15 protein-coding genes and 1 pseudogene are annotated in these 21,723 nt (G+C 43.1%); 12 read left to right on the top strand and 4 right to left on the bottom strand.

Going from position 1 to position 21,723, the window contains the following annotated elements; all coding sequences use genetic code 11:
- Positions 1–17: 17 nt before the first annotated feature.
- From B5Y40_RS29280 to B5Y40_RS02265, 7 genes and pseudogenes are all read left to right on the top strand, one after another.
- Positions 18–419: an HYC_CC_PP family protein gene (locus tag B5Y40_RS29280; RefSeq protein ID WP_143785573.1), complete on the top strand. Its 402-nt coding sequence runs from the start codon at positions 18–20 to the stop codon at positions 417–419.
- A gap of 104 nt (positions 420–523) precedes the next feature.
- Positions 524–3,748: pseudogene (locus B5Y40_RS29865) on the top strand (efflux RND transporter permease subunit).
- Positions 3,732–5,156, top strand: a complete 1,425-nt coding sequence (locus tag B5Y40_RS02285) for a TolC family protein (RefSeq protein ID WP_159453582.1) — start codon at positions 3,732–3,734, stop codon at positions 5,154–5,156. The pseudogene B5Y40_RS29865 and the gene B5Y40_RS02285 overlap by 17 nt, the downstream one beginning before the upstream one ends.
- Positions 5,134–6,450: a heavy metal-binding domain-containing protein gene (locus tag B5Y40_RS02280; protein ID WP_079685086.1), complete on the top strand. Its 1,317-nt coding sequence runs from the start codon at positions 5,134–5,136 to the stop codon at positions 6,448–6,450. Before B5Y40_RS02285 ends, B5Y40_RS02280 begins: the two co-directional genes overlap by 23 nt.
- A 1-nt stretch (position 6,451) precedes the next feature.
- Positions 6,452–7,681, top strand: a complete 1,230-nt coding sequence (locus B5Y40_RS02275) for an efflux RND transporter periplasmic adaptor subunit (RefSeq protein WP_079685085.1) — start codon at positions 6,452–6,454, stop codon at positions 7,679–7,681.
- Between the two features lie 67 nt (positions 7,682–7,748).
- Entirely contained in the window at positions 7,749–8,375 is a 627-nt protein-coding gene (locus tag B5Y40_RS02270; RefSeq protein WP_079685084.1) for a DUF3347 domain-containing protein, read from the top strand.
- Between the two features lie 59 nt (positions 8,376–8,434).
- Positions 8,435–8,938: a DUF3347 domain-containing protein gene (locus tag B5Y40_RS02265; RefSeq protein ID WP_079685083.1), complete on the top strand. Its 504-nt coding sequence runs from the start codon at positions 8,435–8,437 to the stop codon at positions 8,936–8,938.
- Positions 8,939–8,998: 60 nt separating this feature from the next.
- Here the strand turns inward: B5Y40_RS02265 and B5Y40_RS02260 are convergent, their stop codons facing one another.
- The 3 genes from B5Y40_RS02260 to B5Y40_RS02250 all read right to left on the bottom strand — a co-directional run bounded on the left by B5Y40_RS02260 (position 8,999) and on the right by B5Y40_RS02250 (position 11,225).
- A complete protein-coding gene (locus B5Y40_RS02260) occupies positions 8,999–9,439 on the bottom strand; it encodes a hypothetical protein (RefSeq protein WP_079685082.1) in 441 nt (146 codons plus the stop codon).
- Between the two features lie 148 nt (positions 9,440–9,587).
- Positions 9,588–10,664, bottom strand: coding sequence for a winged helix DNA-binding domain-containing protein (locus tag B5Y40_RS02255; RefSeq protein ID WP_079685081.1), 1,077 nt, complete (start codon positions 10,662–10,664; stop codon positions 9,588–9,590).
- A 30-nt stretch (positions 10,665–10,694) separates the two neighbouring features.
- A complete protein-coding gene (locus B5Y40_RS02250; protein ID WP_079685080.1) occupies positions 10,695–11,225 on the bottom strand; it encodes a DinB family protein in 531 nt (176 codons plus the stop codon).
- A gap of 257 nt (positions 11,226–11,482) precedes the next feature.
- Here B5Y40_RS02250 and B5Y40_RS02245 point away from each other — a divergent pair, with 257 nt between their 5' ends.
- Positions 11,483–12,232 (top strand): copper homeostasis protein CutC, encoded by a 750-nt coding sequence (locus B5Y40_RS02245; protein WP_079685079.1) that lies wholly within the window; start codon positions 11,483–11,485, stop codon positions 12,230–12,232.
- A gap of 194 nt (positions 12,233–12,426) precedes the next feature.
- On the opposite strand, the gene B5Y40_RS02240 is transcribed toward B5Y40_RS02245, so the two are convergent.
- A complete protein-coding gene (locus B5Y40_RS02240) occupies positions 12,427–15,405 on the bottom strand; it encodes a TonB-dependent receptor (RefSeq protein WP_079685078.1) in 2,979 nt (992 codons plus the stop codon).
- Between the two features lie 279 nt (positions 15,406–15,684).
- On the opposite strand from B5Y40_RS02240, the gene B5Y40_RS02235 reads away from it, so the two are divergent.
- From B5Y40_RS02235 to B5Y40_RS02220, 4 genes are all read left to right on the top strand, one after another.
- Positions 15,685–16,725 carry a sensor histidine kinase gene (locus tag B5Y40_RS02235; RefSeq protein WP_079685077.1) on the top strand — a complete coding sequence of 347 codons (1,041 nt, stop codon included), beginning with the start codon at positions 15,685–15,687 and terminating at the stop codon, positions 16,723–16,725.
- Positions 16,722–17,456, top strand: a complete 735-nt coding sequence (locus B5Y40_RS02230; protein WP_079685076.1) for a LytR/AlgR family response regulator transcription factor — start codon at positions 16,722–16,724, stop codon at positions 17,454–17,456. The genes B5Y40_RS02235 and B5Y40_RS02230 overlap by 4 nt, the downstream gene beginning before the upstream one ends.
- Positions 17,457–17,488: 32 nt before the next feature.
- Positions 17,489–18,070, top strand: a complete 582-nt coding sequence (locus B5Y40_RS02225; RefSeq protein WP_079685075.1) for a zinc-ribbon domain containing protein — start codon at positions 17,489–17,491, stop codon at positions 18,068–18,070.
- Positions 18,071–18,291: 221 nt separating this feature from the next.
- Positions 18,292–21,717: a transglutaminase family protein gene (locus B5Y40_RS02220; RefSeq protein WP_079685074.1), complete on the top strand. Its 3,426-nt coding sequence runs from the start codon at positions 18,292–18,294 to the stop codon at positions 21,715–21,717.
- Positions 21,718–21,723 lie beyond the last annotated feature (6 nt).

The raw sequence follows: 21,723 nt of genomic DNA, 5'->3' as shown, positions 1-21,723 counted from the left end.
ACATTTGAAGTGTATACATGAAGACATTCAGGCCCATAGTATCCATCACGCTCGCCTTGCTGACCTTATTTTCAGCGAGCAGCTTTACTATCGGCATTCATTTATGCCAGGGCAAAGTTCAGAACTATGCTTTTTTCACAAAAGCAAAGAGCTGTGAACGCGAAATGAAAATGCCTCCCTGCCACAAAGCAAAACCTTGCTGTGAAGATGAAACCATTGTACACGAAGGCCAGGGATTTAAAGCACCTGCATCTGACATCACCATCGCACCGGCACAAGCTATAGATATAGAGTTTTCACAGGTATTGATTTCCGAGATCATACCAACCTCTATACTATCACAAACCAAATACTATAATTACGATCCACCATTACGATCCGAAGATCGCATTGTCTCCCATCGTATTTTCCTGATCTGATTTTATTTCTTCCAAGAGCCAATTCCCCGGCTCCTGCAATCGCCCTATATCTATAGGCGAGCTTCTCTATAATCATTCATTTTTATTCTTCACGGTTTATTGCCATGATTGAAAATATAATTTCCCTGTCGTTGCGGAACAGGTTCCTGGTATTGCTGGTAGCAGCAGGATTATTTGCCTGGGGCATTTACTCCGTACGCATCAACAAGATCGATGCTATACCTGATCTTTCTGAAAACCAAGTGATCGTATTCACCGAATGGATGGGGCGCAGCCCGCAGATCATTGAAGACCAGGTGACCTATCCGCTCGTTACCAACCTGCAGGGGTTGCCACAGGTAAAATATGTACGCGGCACTTCCATGTTTGGCATGAGCTTCGTGTACGTTATCTTTCAGGATGCAACAGATATATATTGGGCCCGCGAACGTGTACTCGAACGACTCAACTATGCTTCACGCCTGCTTCCCGAAGGTGTAGCACCAACGCTTGGGCCAGACGGCACCGGTGTCGGCCATATACTCTGGTATACGCTGGATGCACCCGGCATGGATCTGGGCGAACAACGGGCTATACAAGACTGGTATGTAAAATTTGCTTTGCAGAATGTACAAGGTGTAAGCGAGATCGCATCCTTTGGTGGCTTTCAGAAACAATACCAGGTAACCGTCAATCCGAATCGCCTTACGTACTACGGACTTTCTACACAAGAAGTAATTCAATCGATACGCGCCAACAACAACGAGGCGGGTGGACGCAAGTTCGAGATGAGCGATATAGGGTATATCATCAAAACCAACGGCTATCTCAAATCCATTGAAGAGATCGAAAATATACCGGTAAAAACAATCAATACTATACCGGTAAAAATCCGGGATATAGCCACTGTACAAATGACAGGTGAAACACGATTGGGTATTTTCGATTTGAATGGAGAAGGTGAAGTAGCAGGGGGAATTGTGGTAATGCGCTATGGTGAAAATGCAGATGAAGTTATCCGTAACGTTAAAAAGAAAATGGAGGAAGTCGCGAAAGGATTTCCGCAAGGAATGAAATTCAATATAGTATATGACCGGAGCACGCTCATTGAAGAATCCATATCTTCTATCAAAACAACACTCATCGAAGAAATGATCGTGGTGTCGCTGGTCGTTATTATTTTTCTTCTTCACTGGCGAAGCGCCATCAGCATCATTATCCAGATTCCCATAACACTGGCAACAAGCTTCATTTTACTGAATGCATTCGGAATATCATCCAACATCATGTCGCTTACCGGTATAGCATTGGCCATTGGTGTTATTGTAGACAATGGAATCATTATGTCGGAGAACGCTTATAAGAATTTATCGCACCGCTATAGCGAGCTAAACCCGGAAACTGAAAAGTAAAAGACCATGATCAAAAAGCTATTTTCGCGAAAGCCCTATATAAAAATTGAGGAAGCTGAACGGCTTGCCATCATCGAGCGATCATCAAAACAAGTTTCGCGCGGTGTGTTCTATTCTACCATTATCATCATCACATCTTTCCTGCCGGTATTCATGCTCACCGGTCAGGAGGGCAAGCTATTTCATCCACTGGCCTATACCAAAACCTTTATTTTACTGGTAGATGCTATATTGGTGGTAACGCTTGCTCCCGTTATTATTTCCTTCTTCATGAAAGGAAAATTCCGAGATGAAAAGCATAACCCCATCAATCATTTTCTCGAACGAATCTATACACCTGTTATTCGTGCCTGTCTCCGATGGCGTAAAACAACCATCGGTATAAATATACTGGCACTAGCCATCAGTATACCATTGCTGTTCAGCCTGGGCAGCGAGTTTATGCCTCCGCTAGATGAACAATCTATACTCTTCATGCCCGTAACACTTCCTGATGTTTCCAATGAAGAAGCGAAGCGTATTTTGCAAGTACAAGACAAAATCATTCGATCTGTACCCGAAGTAGACAAAGTATTGGGTAAAGCAGGGCGCGCAAGTACAGCCACCGATAATTCACCGATCAGCATGATCGAGACCATCATCATGCTCAAACCAAAATCAACGTGGCGCGCAGGCATCACCAAAAAAGATATCATCAACGAGCTGGATGCAAAAATGCAAATCCCCGGTGTAGTCAACGGCTGGACACAACCCATCATTAACCGCATCAACATGCTCGCAACCGGTATACGTACCGATGTAGGCGTTAAAGTATATGGACAAAATCTGGACAGCATACAGGCTATATCGGAGCGCGTAAAGAATACACTCGCGGCTGTACCCGGAGTAAAGGATCTATATGTTGATCCGATCACCGGAGGGAAATATTTAACGATCAACATTAACCGTGAAGCAATAGGTCGATATGGTCTGAGTATAAACGATGTTAATTTGATTGTTGAGTCTGCGATTGGCGGAACACCCATCGGACAAACCATTGAAGGACGTCAACGTTTTACCATCAGCGTGAGACTCGCGCAAGATTATCGCAATAGCCTCTCACAACTAAAACGCATCCCGGTCAAAACACCAGCACTCGGAACCGTGCCACTTTCCTCTATAGCAGACATCCGTTTTGAAGATGGCCCCCCCATGATCATCTCTGAAAATGCATTACTCCGCGGTGCTGTACTGTTCAACGTACGCGATCGCGACTTGGGCAGTACTGTTGAGGAAGCCATGAAAACCCTGAACAACGGCATGGGTACACTACCCAATGGCTACTACTTCGAATGGAGCGGGCAATATGAAAACCTCATTCGCAGCAAGCAAACACTAACCGTAATTCTGCCGGTAGTATTCCTCATCATTTTTATATCCCTATATCTCGCGTTCAAATCCATTCGTGAGGCCTTTCTGAGTTTGATCACTATTCCCTTCGCACTCATCGGAGGCGCCTATATGGTATACTTCTATGGAGTAAATCTATCGGTGGCGGTAGCCGTTGGCTTTATCGCGTTGTTTGGAATAGCGGTAGAAACCGGTGTGGTTATGGTTATATACCTCAACGATGCCATGCAACAGTTGATCAAACTTCGCGGCAATTCACGCGACACAATCACCTTCGAAGAGTTAAAAGAATTTGTTATAGCAGGAGCAGCCAAGCGGCTTCGTCCAAAAATCATGACCGTATCCGTAGCATTATTCGGCCTCATCCCCGTCCTCTGGTCAACCGGTGTCGGCAGTGACGTTATGCAACCGATCGTCCTCCCAATGATCGGAGGCGTACTCACATCATCAACACACATTCTACTGGTAACACCGCTCATCTTCCTGATGACAAAAGAATATGAATTACGAAAGTTTGGAAAACTTGAAGTATATGAAGGCAAGCATTGATTTTAATATTCACCTGCAAGGCGAAAATATAAAGCTCGAAGCTATAGATGATAGCGGCAGCTCCCTCGTGCCTCGGGCCGGGCTATTCGCTGCAAGTCCTCGCCCATGGCGTGTAAATTTTTTACAACGTTTAGCAACCGGGCTCCGGGCTTTCCGCTGCTATCCCTGCTGCAGTGTCGCTTTTATTTTCGTGTTGGGTATATATATAACGATACCCGTACACGCTCAGGTTGTCAGCCTGGATACAGTGCTATACCGCATAGATAAGCAAAACCCGATGCTGCAGGAGTACGATCAAAAAGTAAAAGCACTCAACGCCTATACCGCTGGCGCCAAAAGCTGGATGGCTCCCATGGTCGGTGCCGGAACGTTTATGACTCCGTATCCCGGACAAACGCTTATGGACGAACGTGATAAAGGTTCGATCATGTTTTCCATTGAACAGGAAATTCCAAATCCATCCAAGCTTAACGCTAACAAAAACTACCTGCAATCTAAAGCGAGTGTAGAACAACAAGCACGTGCTTACCAATACAACGCCTTGCGCGCAGAAGCAAAAGCACTATACTATCAATGGCTTGTAGAGGAGAAGAAAGTAAAGATCCTGCGTGAAAATGAGCGCATCACCACCTTGATGCTCAAGCTCGCCAGAATCAGATATCCCTATAACCAAGGAAGTCTCGGAAATATATACAAGGTGGAAGGGCGCCTGAGTGAAGTGCAAAATATGTTACTGATGACGCAGGCTTCTATCGAGGAAAAAAGCTACCGCCTGAAAACTTTGATGAACATGCCTGCTATGGATTCCATCGCTATAGATACGGCAACGGTTGTAAACTTCACACCCGATAATATAGTGTACGACACAACGGCACTGAGCGCAAATCGCAGCGATATTAAACAGATCAACCAGACCATAGAAGTCATGCGTCTTAATCAACAAGTGCAGCAATATCAGTCGCGTCCTGATTTCAAGATCCGGTTCGATCACATGCAGCCCATCGGCGATATGCCTTCACAGTTTACAGCCATGGCCATGGTATCCATTCCCATTGCACCGTGGTCGTCTAAAATGTATAAAGCCGAAGTGAAGGGTATGCAGTATGATATAGCAGCAATGCAAAAAAATCGGGAGGCTATATTACTGGAAGCGCGCGGCATGCTGGCCGGCATGACGAAGCAGCTCCTCCGGATGAAACAGCAGTTGAGCAATTACGAGCAGAGAATTATACCAGCGCTTCGTAAGAATTATGAAACCACCATGCTCGCATACGAAGAGAACCGTGAACAACTTCCCAATGTAATCGATGGATGGGAGGCTATGAACATGGCTCAAATGGAATACCTGGAAAAGGTTGAAGAATATTATACGATGATCGTTCGCTATGAAAAAGAGCTTGAAAAATAAAATGAAACCCTATACTTCAACTATAGCATGGGTGCTCTTCAGTATTCTACTGCTGACTGTATCTGCGTGCTCCACAAAAGAAGCTGCACACCATGATACCTATACCTGCCCGATGCACCCTACGGTGGTATCAGATAAACCCGGTACATGTCCCGTATGCGGAATGGACCTCGTGCGCAAAGCGCGGGAAGGCGAAGAGGTAAAGATGACTGAAGACCTGGCAAAGGGAATAAAATCCCCTAACGAATCGATACTCGCTTCCGTGAAGATCATCAAAGGCGAACACAAAAAAGTATCGGTATCATTACCAGTACAAGGCATCGTTACCTACGACACGCGCTACACGTATAGTATACCTGTTCGCATCAGCGGCCGTCTTGAAAAAGTATATATTAAATATGCTTATCAACCAGTACACAAAGGACAAAAGATAGCAGAGATATACAGTCCAGATATGCTCATGGCGCAACGCGAATTCCTGTATATACTCCAGCAAGAGCGCGATACTGCGCTGATTGAATCTGCGAAACGCAAGCTACATTTGCTCGGTGCCTCCGCCAAACAAGTAGATCAACTTATCAAGCGCAAAGAGCCGTTACAAACCTTTACTGTCTTTAGTGCTTACGATGGCTATATTATAAATGAAACTAATGCTGCTCCCACATTATCGAACATTTCATCATCTACGAGTACATCAGTAGACGCTGGTATGAACGGTGGTATGGGAAGTACTAGTGCTTCTGCAGGCAATACTACATCCCCCTCCAATGCAACATCGTCTTCATTGATACGGGAAGGGAGTTACGTTTCTACGGGTCAGACTTTATTTAAAGTAATAAATCCTTCTGCGTTTCGCATTGAATTAAATCTTTCCCTTCTGGATGCAGATATAGTGAAAGCCGGAGATGCACTTGAGCTTGACCTTGGTAATGGCAATAAACAAAAAGCAACGATCGACTTTGTCCAGCCATTTTTTAACCAGGAAGAAGCCTTCGTCAAAGTAAGAGTATACATGAAGAACACGAAGGAATTTCAAATCGGTCAATTGATAAACGCTACAATTCTAATCCCGGAAGTCGAAGCGTTCTGGCTTCCAAAGCAAGCCGTACTCGATCTCGGATTAGAAAAGATTGTTTTCATTAAAGAGCGCGGAGCGTTTAAACCAAAAAAGATCAGAACCGGTATATATAGTGGCGACCTTGTTGCTGTACAAGGAATCGCTTCTTCGGATGAGATCGCCAGCAATGCGCAATACCTGGTAGACAGTGAAAGTTTCATTAAACCTAAGAACTGACATGAGAGTTTTATTCTATATATACATCTTTCTTTTGTTTGCCTGCAAGCAGGAACAAACCGGGAATGAACATGCAGAACATAATCATGTACAAAAAGACACTGCGGCTGCAAAATATACCTGCCCCATGCACCCGCAGGTAATTAAAGATGCTCCAGGTACTTGTCCTGTGTGCGGTATGGAGCTTGTACCTGTAACTCATTCAAACGCCACAGAAAGTCATATCATGTTAAGCAACAGTCAGTTTAAGCTTGCTAACATTACAACTCAAAAAGTATCCATGCGTGCTGTTGGCGAGACTGCCATCATAAACGCACGATTATCACTGGATGAAGAACGCACGAACGTTATCAGCAGTCGCACTGCCGGAAGAATTGAAAAATTGTTTGTAAAAGAAACCGGACGAACTGTAAAGCAGGGCGAGCCGCTCTATGAAATATATAGTGAAAATCTGCTCACACTACAACGTGAATATTTGTTGGCGAAAGAACAATTCGAAGCCTTGGGCAAACAGGAAACACGTTACGGATCATTTTTCAAGGCAGCAGAACGAAAACTATTGCTCTATGGATTGACTTCTGAGCAAATCGCAAGGTTAACGAATGTGAAATCATTGCAACCGCGCATTACATTTCTCGCACCTGCTTCCGGTATTGTTACAGAGATCAACGTTTCAGAAGGCCAGTATATAGCGGAAGGATCTATACTTTACCGCATTGAAAATATCGACAATCTTTGGGTAGAAGCTGATCTATATCCACACGAAACAGCGCTTGTAAAAACGGGCGATAAGATCCGTCTTCGTATAAGCGGTTTTGAAGCGGAACCTGCCGAGGCCACCATAACGTTTTTAAGTCCGGAATACAAGGGGAATACGCAAGTAACGGTTGTACGTGCGGCATTGAAAAATGCAGACCATAAATATACTCCGGGTATGCAAGCACAAGTAATGCTGAGTCATTCTTCACGACAATCGCTTGCTATACCTATAGATGCGGTGATTCGAACAGGAAAAGGAACGCATGTATATGTGCAGCATGGCAATAATACTTTCAAACCACAGATGGTTAAGACCGGGCTCGAAGATTTTGACCAGGTAGAGATTACAGAAGGACTACACGAGGGCGACACTGTAGCCGTCTCCGGAGCGTACTTGCTATACTCAGAGATGATCTTGAAGAATGGAACGGATCCTATGGCAGGACATTCAGGACATGGAGTTCAGAAGTGAAAAGCATAGAATATAACAGTGTAGTGTTCAATTGAAAAAATAATACTTTAAAAACCAAATATATCTTATGAAAAACAAGTTCATCATTTACACATTGTTTATAGCGGCCGTTGCGTTTGCCCTAAGCAATTGTTCAGGCAAAAAAGAATCCGCACACGAAGGTCATGATCATGCTGCGCATAAAGGGGAAGCGTCATCATCAGACTCAACTACTGCTACGGAAGTGAGCAAGCCTCAGTTCGAAGTCGATAAAACTTTTCAGCTACAATTGTCAGATATATTTACGTCTTACCTTTCGTTGAAGGAAGCATTCGTTGCATCCGATGCTGATAAGGTAAGAACAGAAGCTGCTGTTGTTCAGCAAAAAGTTACTCAGGCTGACATGAAATTACTTTCAGGCGCAGCGCACAATGATTGGATGAGCTACCTTAGTGGTCTCGAGTCATCGTTACGCGAAATCCAGACTTCAAAAGATATTGAAGTTCAACGCAGAGCTTTCAGTACGCTTTCTGATAATTTATATAAAAGTGCAAAAGCATTTGGACTGGGTGGCACGAAGGCTTACTATGAATTTTGCCCGATGGCATTTAATGATGAAGGTGCATATTGGCTAAGCGACCAGGAGAAGATCCGCAACCCATACTTTGGCGACCAGATGTTAACGTGTGGTGTTATTAAAGAGAAACTGCAATAATATCTTATTTAAGAAATATAGTATATCAACCGATCAACAACAAATTAACATATATAGTTATGAAAACAACAATAATAATCGGGATACTCGCGCTGGTAAGCTGCGGTGTACAGGCACAACATGATCATGCACAACACAGTGCTGCTACCCAGGAAGCTGCTCCTACATTCAAAGATGCCAAGCTCAGCACCGCCTATGGTGATTACCTGAAATTAAAAGATGCGCTCGTAGCTTCAAAAGCAGATGCTGCAAAAGATGCGGCTGCAGCTTTACAGAAATCATTGACGGCTGTACCAAACAGTAAGAAGACCATTGAGCACGCAACAAAAATAGCAGCCACGTCTGATCTGAGTGAACAACGTAAAACGTTTTCTCAATTGAGTAATGAAATGAAAACGCTGGTTACCGGAAGCTTATCAGCAGGAGCTTTATACCTTGAATATTGTCCTATGGCCAATAACAACCAGGGAGCTTACTGGCTGTCCAATGAGAAGCAAATCAAAAATCCATACTTTGGAGATATGATGTTACGGTGCGGTTCTGTGAAAGAAACCATTCAATAAAAAATACCTGTACCAGTGAATGTCGTTCACTGGTACAGGTATAGTATATTTCAATAACTCTTACTTACGGCTTTTCGCTCCGGATTTACGCACATATAGATACTTGAAACTTGCAGCCTGTGGTGATCCTCTTCCTGCAAGCGTCAACATATTATCTTTCAAAGATATAGACCATTCTGTTGGAGGTGCATCCTTATTCTCTGCGCTTTCCAGATACAGTATCTTATGGTTTTCATTGACTCGAAACAATCCTGAATCAATTTTGTGCTGGTTCGTACGCGATATAAATTTCGCCTCACGGGTAAATTCCATAGTTTGTATCGTGGTGTCCGCATCACTCTTCAATTCTTTTTTCCCTTCATAAACTTTGCTGACCTGCCATGTACCAACCATAAGATCGATGATTTTTTGCCCCGAAGGTGAGGCTTGCTGGGCAAATGAGCTTGTTAAAAACATCGATAAAAACAAGCTCAGTATCAAAGTGTTGATTTTAAACTTCATATTATTAATAGTTAGTAACCTAGAAGTTAAAAAACCATACCGTTGTGTATTTTATGCCGCAATTGATTTCAGGGCTTTTCGTGAATCGCAAAATTTATAATTCCTGTGGAGGCAGATAACAAACAACGGACTAACAATGATATGTTGACTATATAATTTTCACATCGAGATCCAGGAATTTACTATACTTTTTAGCCGCGGCTGCTACGGCATTCTTTTGCGTTTTGTTAAAAGTATCAAATGCTTGAGCCTCTACAATAGCCGTATCTTTCTGGATAGTGCGCTTCCACATACCTACTATCTGACTGTTGATAACAATGGTAGAACTCAGCAGACCATTACCATTTCCTGCAATTTGTTTATAGCGGGTAGTATCTATAGCAGGTGTCCTATTCGTATAGCCGAGCAGATATTCATCAAACCCGGGAAGCAAATATACCCCGGGCGACTTTGTCTTTACAACGGAGTTGCTACTGGCCGTCCAATAGGTAATGCCTTGAATGGTCTCCTCGGTTAGTTGAGACTTTACAGCTTCATGAGCAGCCTTGGCCTCCGTAGTTGATAACCCTGTCCACCATGCAAAGTCTTGTACCGTAGCAGGACCATGGCTTGCAAAGTAACGCAAGGTAAAGGCGGCCATCGCTTCCTCGGCAACAGGCATTTTCGTAGCGGGAATCCATTCGTCCAGTAGGGTAAACGTTGGCTGCTTCCCTTTGCGCGCGCCAAAACAAATCAGTCCCTGCATGGCCAGATGCCCAAGTATATGTAAGCCACGCGTGTTACCTGCTGCCACCTTACCACGTTCCAGCACTTCATATACTTCTTTGCGCGTGAGTTGTTTGCCCCCTTCCAATGCAGCTGTTAAGAGCTTGGCACTTTTGGTAAACGTTTTTTTATCAAGTCCCTCCTGCTTATATATACCTGCGCACCGTGTTATTACGCGAGGTGTAAACGTCTTCAACATCCACCGTGCATCGGCAGGAGCAACGAAATGTAGCGTGCCCCGCATGGGCCACGTACGAATAATGGTTCTATTGGTAAGTGCCTTTTCAACGTCAGCTTCCGTTGCATTCTTCGTTCTCAATCCAATGGCCCACAATGAACCCAGGTAATCCTGCGCTTGCATAGCGCCCATCCACGAAACTACCTCTTCGGGCTTCTCAAATTCCGTTTGAGAGATCCGTTGATGATGTAGTCGTTGATGAGCGATGGACGATAGTGGCATATACTATATGTATTAATAGTCAATACTGCATTAACTTCTGCCGTAAAGCAAATAGAAATTATAATCGGTCATGGGAGCATCCGTCAGCCCTACATTTCTTCCGATGGTGACAACTTGTCCACGATGATATGTACTGTGATTCAATACCTGGAGAAGATATTCAAATCTCGGTTCATTGCCTTCCGCCCATGGACTATAAAAAGCTACTCGCTCCTGAACCTCTTCGTCAGAAAGTGAATGTATATACGTTTCTAACTGCTCCGAATGTTTCACAATTCCTTCATATACTTCTTCCAGAGATCCATCAAAACCAACCATTCTAAACGATGGTGGTGCGGGTTCACGCTTCAATACCGATAGCCAGAATCGTTCTGTGTCCCAGATATGAATCAACGTCAAACAGATGCTGGGAAAACTGGATGCAACTTCTTTATCCATTAACTCAGCAGGTTTCTGCTTCAACCAATTTACAAGCGTTGTATTCGCCCATCTGTTATAGGATGCAAAACTTTTCACCAGCCCTTCCAGTGCCGATGTTTCTTTCACTGTTGTTTGTGTCATATAGGGATTATGTTTGTTGTTGATTCAAAATAACAAACTCCATGTGACAGCCTTATGTCAGCACGGAAATACAGGTTTGTTTTTTTTATAATCTTTTTTTACACTTCGATTGAACCGTAATAATGGCGCCTCGTTCACATATTAACGCATAATTTCAAAAGCACGCAAACACATCCATAATAATCCTTTGAAAGTATAAACATATTATATTTTTTACCTGGAATTTATAAGATATTTGGCGTTATAACATATACTATATGACTGTTGAAATTGTGGTTTATAATATTGAGTCAGCACGCAAGGCACAGGAAGGTGGAGCAGACCGTATTGAACTTTGTGACAATCCTGGTGAAGGCGGAACAACACCATCTTTCGGAACGATTGAATCCGTTCGTCAGCATGTGAGTCTGGATATATTTGTGATGATCCGTCCACGGGGCGGTGACTTTCATTATGACAGCTATGAATTTCACGCAATGAAGCGTGATATATCAACGTGTCAAAAATTAAGTGTTGATGGCGTTGTATTCGGTATTGTGAATGCTGATGGAACGATCGATAAGAAACGTTGCAAGGAACTGATTGATAAAGCGCGTCCATTGAAAGTAACATGTCACCGTGCTTTTGATATGACCAAAGATCCGTTCCAGGCTTTGGAAGATTGCATTGAAGCGGGCTTCGACCGCATTCTTACTTCAGGCCGGCATATACATGCAGTGCAAGGTGTTGACTTGATTAAAGAGTTGATCAAACGTGCCGATGGAAGAATTGCTATTATGCCGGGCTCAGGTGTAAATGAAAATACTGTAGAGGAGATCGTATCGAAGACTGGAGCGAAAGAGATTCATTTCTCGGCTACTGCTTTCCGCGAAAGCGCTATGGTATATCGCAACGAACAGATCTCCGGTATGGGGTCAGATGAAGGTTCTGAATTTAAACTTCGCACGGTTGATCCGGAGCGGGTGAAGAAGATCAGAAGCCTGGCAGAGAATGCTGCTGCATTGTAAAGTGAATACGCAAGGAATCTAAGAAACACAAGTTTCATAAAGGAAAATGCAAATGACAGGTATATGTATATCTGTCATTTTTTTGATATAGTGTACTTGCAAGGCATAAAGATCACAAAAAAGGAAGAAGAACTTTCGTCCTTCTTCCTTAACTAACTAACCTCTTATCTTAAAATACTGTATTATATATATACTTACTGTGCACGCTTGGCATTAATCGGGAAAGTACCGAATTGTCCAACCGTCATGTTACCTGCTAAAGCATCTCCGGTGATGATGGCTTTTACAGCGATCATCATTTGGTTACCACCGAAGTTTACTTCATAGTTGAAGGATAATTCATTTCCGTTAACCGTAACATTGGAAAGTGCATTCTCGCTGTTGAAGCGATTGTTTTTGATCGTACCACTATATACTTCGCCCTCCTTCGTGATTGTCAATGTTCCTTCTCCGCCTTGTGGCGATTCTATAGTATAGTTCCAAGTACCGGCTGCGTTCACTACGGCTGCAGGATCAGCAGGAGGTGTAATCGCGGGTTTTGTCGCCGCTGCGTTTTGTGCTGCCGCACCCTGGCGCATACCTCCGCCTCCACCAGCAGATTGTCCGCCAGCGTCAGTGCCACCGCCATCACCACCATCTTTCAAGTCATCGTTGCTGATGGATTTTCTACGCTTCGGCTTTGCGTCCATACTCATCTTACCAATACGGTAGCTGAAGTTAACTCGGAAGCTCATATTATGAAGCTCAGTCAATGTGCTCCGTTGCACGAGAGGTGAATTAAGTTCTCCTTTGATTTTAAAGGCTGTTGTAAAGAAGTTCTCTGCACCAAAGCCAACGCTTCCACGCTTCTTGTTGATGTCTTTCTTTAAACCAAGACTATATATACCGAAGCCACCTTGTGTTCCCTGGAGTTGCACCGTGCGGCCACGGTAAAATCCGAAGAACTGAAAACCCCAGCCTTTGCTCAGGTTATAGTTACCAAACATTCTATAGCTCGCTACCCAACCTTCATTGCTGGCACGATACTGACGGTTTGGATCATCCGGGGTATTAGCATCTACAGGTATATTATTATTCAACATGGAATAATACAGATCGGTACCACCATTCAATGAAAGTTTACCGATGCTTACATTGGCAAATATATTTACACCCACAGCGTCTTCCTGTCCAATGTTTTTATAGGTGGTTTCTACACGTTGAACACCGCCCTCGGTCTTAACCGTGCGCACGTCTTGTATAGCGTTGTTTGTATTTCTCCAGAAGCCAGAGAAATTCAGGGACGTTCCTTTTATAAATGTACTATACGATACCTCGTAGTTGTTGGTATATTCAGGATCAAGGGATGGATTACCAATGGTAACATCGTATGGGTTTTGTGCCTGAACGTTCGGATTCAGGTAGCGAATGGAAGGACGCTGAATTCTTCTGTTATAGGCAGCCTTAATCGTTTTACCATTGGAAAGTTTTTTAGAGATATTCAAGCTTGGCACCAAAGCACCATAAGATGGTATCTCGATATTTGCTTCCGTTTGTGTATAGGCATCAATTGTAGTATACTCGTAACGCGTACCTGCCTTGATGCTATAGTTTGTCTTGGTGGTATAGGTATAGGATAGATATCCACCGACAACATTCTGATCGTAGTTCAGGTTATTGGACAATGAAGAATTGGTAGAAGGCTCATAATTTCCATCGCCATCTTCATCAGTAAAGTATGTAAACTCACTGAACACTTTACGCATGATATCTTTCGCACCGAACTCTACCATTTGATTGGTACCAATCGGTGTCTGATAATCTACCTGGAACGTCATCTCCTGGTTATAGCTATCGTTATCATTGCGGATACCGCTTAATGCATTTACACCGTTTTGCTGAAGGATCAGGTTCTCAAAATTATTCTGACGATCATTTCTGCTATAGCTTCCCATGATGCTCAGTTCGCGCTGCGGCTTTTCATAAAGATGAGTAAAGCTCAAATTCACATCTACGTTATTGGAAAGATCTTCTGATAATGTATTACGCAGCGTACTTTGCGTTGCATTGTTGGGATCGTTGATCAACGTATCGATCAAGGTATACAGATCGTCCTGGTGGTTCTTACCGTTACGTGCTCCGAAGCGAACGGAAGCCGCCATATAGTTCTTTTCATTTATATCGTAATCCCAACCGAGGTTATAGTTACCAAACAGGCCGCTGTTACGTGTATCCGCACGTTGCATGTTATAGGTTGGCTCGGTGTCTTCAAGTGATGATCGGGTATATTGATCGCTGGAGAACTTGCCACTTATATTGTAGTTCGCACGACCCCATCCGCCCAATGAGAAACCCATTTTACCTTTACGATAGTTACCGTTCAGGCCGAGGTTAGAACCACGTAAGCCCAAGCCTGCATCTATATTCAGCGTTAGCCCTTCCAATGTATTTTTCTTGGTAACGATATTGATGATACCGGCAGAACCTTCTGCATCATATTTAGCAGAGGGCGATGTAATTACTTCTACAGATTTAATCTGATCGGCCGGAATTTGTTTCAAGGCATCTGCTATACTTGACGCCATAATTGTAGATGGCTTGTTATTGATCAACACCAATACATTTGCGCTACCACGCATCGATACATTTCCATCAAGATCAACGGAAAGCATCGGCACTCTTTTCAATACATCAGTAGCATCACCACCGCGTGCGGTCTGATCATTCTCAGCATTATATACTGTGCGATCAACGCGCTCTTCAATCAACGCCTTCTGTCCTTCTACTACAACCTCGTTCAGGACTTTCGCCCCTGTACTCAATTTGATCACGCCTACATTTACTTCATCTTTTTTATCAGGAACAGCAACATTTTTTATAGTCTGTGTTTCATACCCAATGAAAGAGATCACCAGGTTATAGGTTCCTTCTGCTACTTTCGTGATTGTAAATTTTCCTTTGTCATCACACACTGTGCCATCCAGTGGTTTTTCAGAATCAACAGGTGTAAGTGCTACGGTTGCAAATTCTACTGGCTTTTGGGTTTCAGCATCCAACACTACACCGGTTATCTTGCTGTTCGCCGCTCCTTTCACCGCAGGAGAACTCGCCCCTGCATTCCCGCCACCCTGCCCTTGTGCAAAAAGGGAGGCGCTGCCCGTAACAAAAACCAAAAGAGATAATAGTTTTCTCATATATAATTAAAAGAGTAATAAGTTTTCTGATTTCATGGCCACACAGTCTTCGGGTATTTTTAGAGTCAACGGCAAAGAAAATTGATTGTTGACAGCTGCAGGCGTTTTTTATACAATCGGGCGTTTACATTCGACATTCCGGCCACATATTCGACCGTGCCGAAAGGTACGCACAACCCTATGATTCGGTCGATAAAATTCCGCTAACGGTAGAAAATCAGTAAGAATAGCCGTGTACTTAAGCACTAAGAATTAATTTTACTTGTATTGTTTTTTGTCATGCAGAAATTTATTCAACGTAACCGCGTCTTCCTTTTACACCTTTCATTCTGGTGCGTTTATCTGTCGTTCTTCGTGTACCAGATTACGTCATACCGTAAAAGAGAAATCGACATCACCGAAGTCATTACACATGCTGCGGCCAATGTTATCTTCAATATGATTGTCGCGTATCTCAACTATTTTATTTTCCTGCCACGCTTTCTGGAGAAGAAAAAATTAGGGCGGTATATGCTTGAATTTTTTATACCCTTTACCATCCTCATGTTTTTCCGCGTGCATCTGCAGCGCTATCTCGTTGATGATTATACTCACCAGGTACATTTCTTCTATACCACTACTTTTATTATACAGGCCGGTGCTACGAGTTTATTCATTGTGATCTTTGTAGCGATGCTACGGTTCGCCAAAGAATGGTTTGAATTTGAATCGAAGAAAAAAGAAGTAGAAAATGAAAAGCTGCAGGCAGAGTTAAATTTTCTGAAGGCACAAATCAATCCGCATTTTTTATTCAATACATTGAATAATTTATACTACCTGGCCTACTCACAATCGCCCAACACTACCGAAGTAATCGCCAAGCTTTCGCAGATGATGCGGTATATGATATACGATACCAATCACCCGAAAGTATTGCTTAGCAAGGAGATTGAGTATATGCAGAACTATATAAGTCTGGAGCGCTTGCGCCTGAACAACCAGATTCCGATTGACTTTACTATACAAGGCAACATTCATGATACGCGCATTACACCGCTGATCTTTATTACGTTTCTCGAGAACGCTTTCAAGCACGGCATCAGCAACAACAGTACGCATGCATGGGTGAAGGCGAGTATAGTAATGGATGGGAATACATGTACCTATAAAGTAGAGAACAGTAAATATACCAATACAAAAACGGAGGCGGGCGAAAAATCAGGCATTGGATTACAGAATGTTCAGCGTAGATTAGCTTTAAGTTATCCGGAGCAGCACGTATTAAAAGTGGAAGACTATCCGGAACGCTATTCAATAGAACTGAAACTTACTTTATCGTGAGCATCTCGTGTTTAATTGTTGATGATGAACCACTGGCCCGTAGTCTTATTACAGACTATGTGAAGAAAGTGCCGTATCTGAATTTACTGGAAGCGACTTCAAGTCCGTTAACGGCTATAGAAATCTTGAGAAAGTCACCGGTAGATTTACTCTTCCTGGATATACAGATGCCTGAGATCACCGGTATATCTTTATTGAAAGCACTTCAGAAAAAGCCGCTGGTAATTTTAACTACTGCATATTCAGAATATGCGCTGGAAGGTTATGAGCTCGATGTGATCGACTACTTGTTAAAGCCCATAACGTTCGAAAGATTTCTTCGTGCCGTAGAAAAAGCAAATCAGCGATTAGCAAATTCATCAACATCACCAACCACTTCTCCAATAGAAAGAACGCTGCAAGATGCAGCACAGCCTTTTGTATTTGTAAAAGATGGAACAAAGCTGGTGAAGGTTCGTTGGGATGATATTCTTTTCGTAGAAGGATTAAAAGATTACGTGACCATTCACACGCGACAACAAAAGATCGTTACGTTACAACGACTAAAATCACTGGAAGAACAATTACCTGCTGAAAAATTCATTCGCATACACCACTCCTATATAGTTGCCGTAGATGCTATAGATGTAATCCAGAAGGGCGAAGTACAAATAGGCTCAGTAACGATTCCCATCAGCGACACATACCGAAAATCTTTCAAAGATTTTACGGATAAGAATCAGATGTTGTAAGTATATATCGCTCGCAATATACTTTATAGAGCATGGCAAAATCCAAAACAAAATATTCTAAATGTTCGTCTTGCTTAACTGACAAGTACAAAACAGAGATGACTATATCGTTGTCTGTGATGGGTAAAATTGCAAAGAAAGAATTCAAGCACTATAAAGAACTAAACATTGATATATACTCCGCTTTCATGAACTCTGATTTTGAATGGGCTTGCGACACTTGCCTGACAACAAAAAAAGCAGTGCTGGCAAATACTGGATTACAAACACCCTCGATGAATCCGCACCTTGCTTACTTCGATAAAAATCTAATCTGTAAAAGTTGTGGCGAAGAATTTCTATTTACCAAAGAAGAGAAACGCTTCTGGTTTGAAGTACTAAAATTCTGGATCGACTCTGAACCCGTTAGTTGCTTAAAGTGCAGAAGAGAGATACGGGTTTTAAAATCTGAAAATAAAATTCTCTCCGAAATTCTAAAAAAGGAGTTAGCGCAAATCTCCATTGAGGAACTGGGAAAAGTTATTGAAGTCTACCGCAAATGGGACAAGAACGACCGCGTTGCTTTTTATGAAGCTCAATTAAAAAAACGAAGAAAGGCAGCGACATCATCATAATCTTCTCACGAAGGAATATCAACATCCATATTTTTTCAATTTTATTACCCGCTGCCAGACTAAAACAATCGTTTGAAGATACGGGGCTAAAATTATTTTCCGTTGTAAGCAAAGTCTATTGCCAAGGCATATGATTCTCTCCTTAAAAAAAGGTATTATTAGCTAGAGGTTTTGATTTCTGTTTAAGGAACACAATTCCGTCACCCTATAAACCATACCTAATGTCCATCAAAGTTGCTATCCGTCACAAGACTTCTTATGAATATGACCGTGCTATAAATCTATCACCTCACATCTTTCGTCTGCGGCCAGCACCACATTGTCGTACGCCAATCCTGTCCTATTCACTGAACATCAAACCTGAAAATCATTTCATCAACTGGCAACAAGATCCATTTGGTAATTATCAGGCACGTGCAGTCTTTCCGGAACAAACCCGTCATTTCTCCTTCGATGTAGAAGTAATCGCGGAGATCGTTATCATCAACCCTTTCGATTTTTTTATTGAAAGCTATGCTGAAGAATTTCCTTTTCAGTATACTCATCAGCTTCGTAAAGAGCTATCACCTTACTTCGAGCTTTCAGAAAACGGAGGACTGCTCCAGAGTTTTTTACGGACCATTAATCTTTCAAAAAAAATAACAACCATTAATTTCCTGGTGGAGCTTAACCAGAAAGTATGGCAATATATACAGTATACGGTGCGCTTCGAACCGGGTGTGCAAACCTGTGAACAGACGCTTTCTTTGAAAAGCGGATCGTGTCGTGATTCGGCATGGTTGCTCGTTCAACTCTTCCGGCATCTGGGTCTCGCCTCTCGATTTGTATCCGGGTATCTCGTGCAGTTAAAAGCAGATCAAAAAGCTATTGATGGACCTTCCGGACCGGAAGCAGATTTCACTGATCTACATGCGTGGGCAGAAGTATATATACCGGGTGCTGGTTGGGTCGGTCTCGATCCAACGTCAGGGCTATTTGCCGGTGAGGGGCATATACCACTGAGTTGTACACCGGATCCTGTTGGCGCAGCACCTGTTACAGGCATGACGGATGTCTGTGAATCTACACTGCACTATTCAAATGAAGTATTCCGCATACAAGAAGACCCGCGTGTAACAAAGCCCTACACGGAAGATCAATGGACATCTATAGTATCATTGGGGAACACCATTGACGAAGAGCTTGAAGCAGGCGATATGCGCCTGACGATGGGCGGTGAGCCCACCTTTGTTTCCATTGATGATATGGAGGCAAAAGAATGGAATACGGTAGCGGATGGTCCGCAGAAACGTGTACTGGGTGCAGAGCTAATCCGAAAACTAAAAGCGTCTTTTGGGCCTGGTGGTTTGATTCATACCGGGCAAGGTAAATGGTATCCGGGGGAGCCTTTACCACGCTGGCAATATTCTGCTATATGGCGTAAGGACGGACAACCTATGTGGAAGAATGATACACTGTTAGATCTTGATGATACTACTTCTTCCTATACTATAGAAGATGCGAAGAAACTCGCCCATACCCTTACGAGATTTATTAATATACCGGAAGAACATATACATCCCGCAGTGGAAGATGCATTCTTCTTTTTGTGGGAAGAAAGTAAAGTGCCCGCAAACCTCGATCCGTACAAAGCAAACCTTGATGATTCGCTCGAGCGGAAAAAACTTGCTGAAATTCTTGCTAACGGGCTCGGCACTGCGGTTGGTTTTGTTATACCGCTGGAATGGAATTTCAAAAGCAACCGATGGTTGTCGTGCCAATGGCCCTTCCGCAACGACAGGCTTATACTGATTCCTGGTAATTCTTCGATGGGCTATAGATTACCGTTGAAGGCTTTACCGCATATGGATCCGAAGAAAGTTCAACGACCCGTAGAGCGAAGTACATTTGAGGAACTGCCGGAGTTTATAGACTTTCATAAAAAAATAAAAGCACAGTTCGATCAACCTATAACTATACAGGAGCTTCCGGAAGAATTTACAAACCCGGCATCTATAGCAATAGAAGAGGAAGAAACTAAGGCCAGGAAAGATAAACCGGTTGATCAGGAGCCAACACCGACTTTTGAGACATATATTATAAAGACTGCACTTTCAATTGAAGTGCGCAAAGGAAAGCTATATATCTCCATGCCACCTCTGCAGTATGCGGAACACTATCTTGATTTGCTTGCAGCGATTGAAGAATCTGCTGCTCTATTGAATTTAAAAGTAGTGATTGAAGGTTATGGAATTCCACACGACAACCGATTGACAAAACTTTCTCTCGCGCCAGATCCAGGTGTGTTGGAAGTAAATATACATCCCGCTAAAAACTGGAAAGAGATTCTTCATACGTATGATACAATATTCGAGCAGGCACGACTAACCCGGCTTGGCACAGAGAAGTTTATGCTCGACGGTAAACATACAGGAACCGGTGGCGGCAATCACATTACAATTGGCGGAGCTATACCGTCGGATAGTCCGCTGTTAAGAAGACCCGATCTTCTTCGAAGTCTGATCACCTATTGGCAACATCATCCAGGCTTGTCCTATTTATTCTCTACGCAATTTATTGGTCCCACCAGCCAGGCGCCACGCGTAGATGAAGGTCGCCAGGAAACACTATACGAATTAGAGATTGCCTTCAACCAAATACCGGAGAACGAAGAAGTACCATTCTGGCTAACGGATCGCTTGTTCAGAAATTTACTTATTGATATAACGGGCAATACACATCGTGCCGAGTTCTGCATCGACAAACTATATTCACCGGATAGTTCAACGGGGCGCCTGGGTATATTAGAGTTCAGAGGTTTCGATATGCCACCCAACAAGCAAATGTGTATTGTACAATTGCTGTTGATCCGTTCATTACTTGCACGCTTTTGGAAAAAGCCCTATACCGGTAAACTTACGCGCTGGGGCACCGAGCTATATGATAAGTATATGCTACCGCATTATGTACAACAAGATCTGCAGGAAGTTGTGAATGATTTGAACGAAGCCGGTTATCCATTTCAACTTGCCTGGCTCGAGCCTTTCTTTGAATTCCGTTTTCCATTGTATGGAAAAATTAAAGTTCAGGACATGGAGCTACAGCTCCGCTTTGGTATAGAACCGTGGCACGTATTAGGAGAAGAAGTAGTCAACGGTGGAACCGCGCGCTTCGTTGATTCATCGGTAGAGCGCATTGAAATAAAAGTAAAGAACTTCAACAACGACCGGTATATGATTACCTGCCATGGTATACCTATACCATTAAGTGAGACCGTGACCAAAGGTGAATATGTAGGAGGCGTACGATACAGAGCATGGAGTCCGCCATCCGCGCTGCATCCTACACTGGGCACAGATGTACCTTTGGTGTTTGATGTATATGATACGTGGAATAAGAAATCAATTGGTGGTTGTGTGTATCACGTTGCTCATCCGGGTGGAAGGAATTATGATGCATTTCCGGTTAATTCATTTGAAGCCGAAGGACGAAGGATAAGCCGTTTCTGGAATCATGGACATACCCCTGGCACGATTATACCTAAGGTTTCGGGGAACCACGTTGAGCGACATTTGGAAAAGACTCAAAATCCCAGCAATTTTAGTCAGCCCTTGTCGGTGAAAAGAAACCCTGAATACCCACGTACACTAGACTTACGACATTATTGACCGCCA

This window comes from Ohtaekwangia koreensis, assembly GCF_900167975.1.
GTDB classification, from domain to species: domain Bacteria; phylum Bacteroidota; class Bacteroidia; order Cytophagales; family Cyclobacteriaceae; genus Ohtaekwangia; species Ohtaekwangia koreensis.
The sequence above is the reverse complement of the archived record's forward strand: the minus strand, read 5'-3'. Positions and strand labels throughout refer to the sequence as shown.

Excerpts from the sequence above, each read along its gene's own strand:
- B5Y40_RS02280 (WP_079685086.1), top strand. The coding sequence starts at position 5,134 with ATGAAAAAGAGCTTGAAAAATAAAATGAAACCCTATACTTCAACTATA.
- B5Y40_RS02260 (WP_079685082.1), bottom strand. The coding sequence starts at position 9,439 with ATGAAGTTTAAAATCAACACTTTGATACTGAGCTTGTTTTTATCGATG.
- B5Y40_RS02250 (WP_079685080.1), bottom strand. The coding sequence starts at position 11,225 with ATGACACAAACAACAGTGAAAGAAACATCGGCACTGGAAGGGCTGGTG.
- B5Y40_RS02270 (WP_079685084.1), top strand. The coding sequence starts at position 7,749 with ATGAAAAACAAGTTCATCATTTACACATTGTTTATAGCGGCCGTTGCG.
- B5Y40_RS02225 (WP_079685075.1), top strand. The coding sequence starts at position 17,489 with ATGGCAAAATCCAAAACAAAATATTCTAAATGTTCGTCTTGCTTAACT.
- B5Y40_RS02235 (WP_079685077.1), top strand. The coding sequence starts at position 15,685 with ATGCAGAAATTTATTCAACGTAACCGCGTCTTCCTTTTACACCTTTCA.
- B5Y40_RS02285 (WP_159453582.1), top strand. The coding sequence starts at position 3,732 with ATGAAGGCAAGCATTGATTTTAATATTCACCTGCAAGGCGAAAATATA.
- B5Y40_RS02265 (WP_079685083.1), top strand. The coding sequence starts at position 8,435 with ATGAAAACAACAATAATAATCGGGATACTCGCGCTGGTAAGCTGCGGT.
- B5Y40_RS02275 (WP_079685085.1), top strand. The coding sequence starts at position 6,452 with ATGAGAGTTTTATTCTATATATACATCTTTCTTTTGTTTGCCTGCAAG.
- B5Y40_RS02245 (WP_079685079.1), top strand. The coding sequence starts at position 11,483 with ATGACTGTTGAAATTGTGGTTTATAATATTGAGTCAGCACGCAAGGCA.
- B5Y40_RS29280 (WP_143785573.1), top strand. The coding sequence starts at position 18 with ATGAAGACATTCAGGCCCATAGTATCCATCACGCTCGCCTTGCTGACC.
- B5Y40_RS02240 (WP_079685078.1), bottom strand. The coding sequence starts at position 15,405 with ATGAGAAAACTATTATCTCTTTTGGTTTTTGTTACGGGCAGCGCCTCC.
- B5Y40_RS02255 (WP_079685081.1), bottom strand. The coding sequence starts at position 10,664 with ATGCCACTATCGTCCATCGCTCATCAACGACTACATCATCAACGGATC.
- B5Y40_RS02220 (WP_079685074.1), top strand. The coding sequence starts at position 18,292 with ATGTCCATCAAAGTTGCTATCCGTCACAAGACTTCTTATGAATATGAC.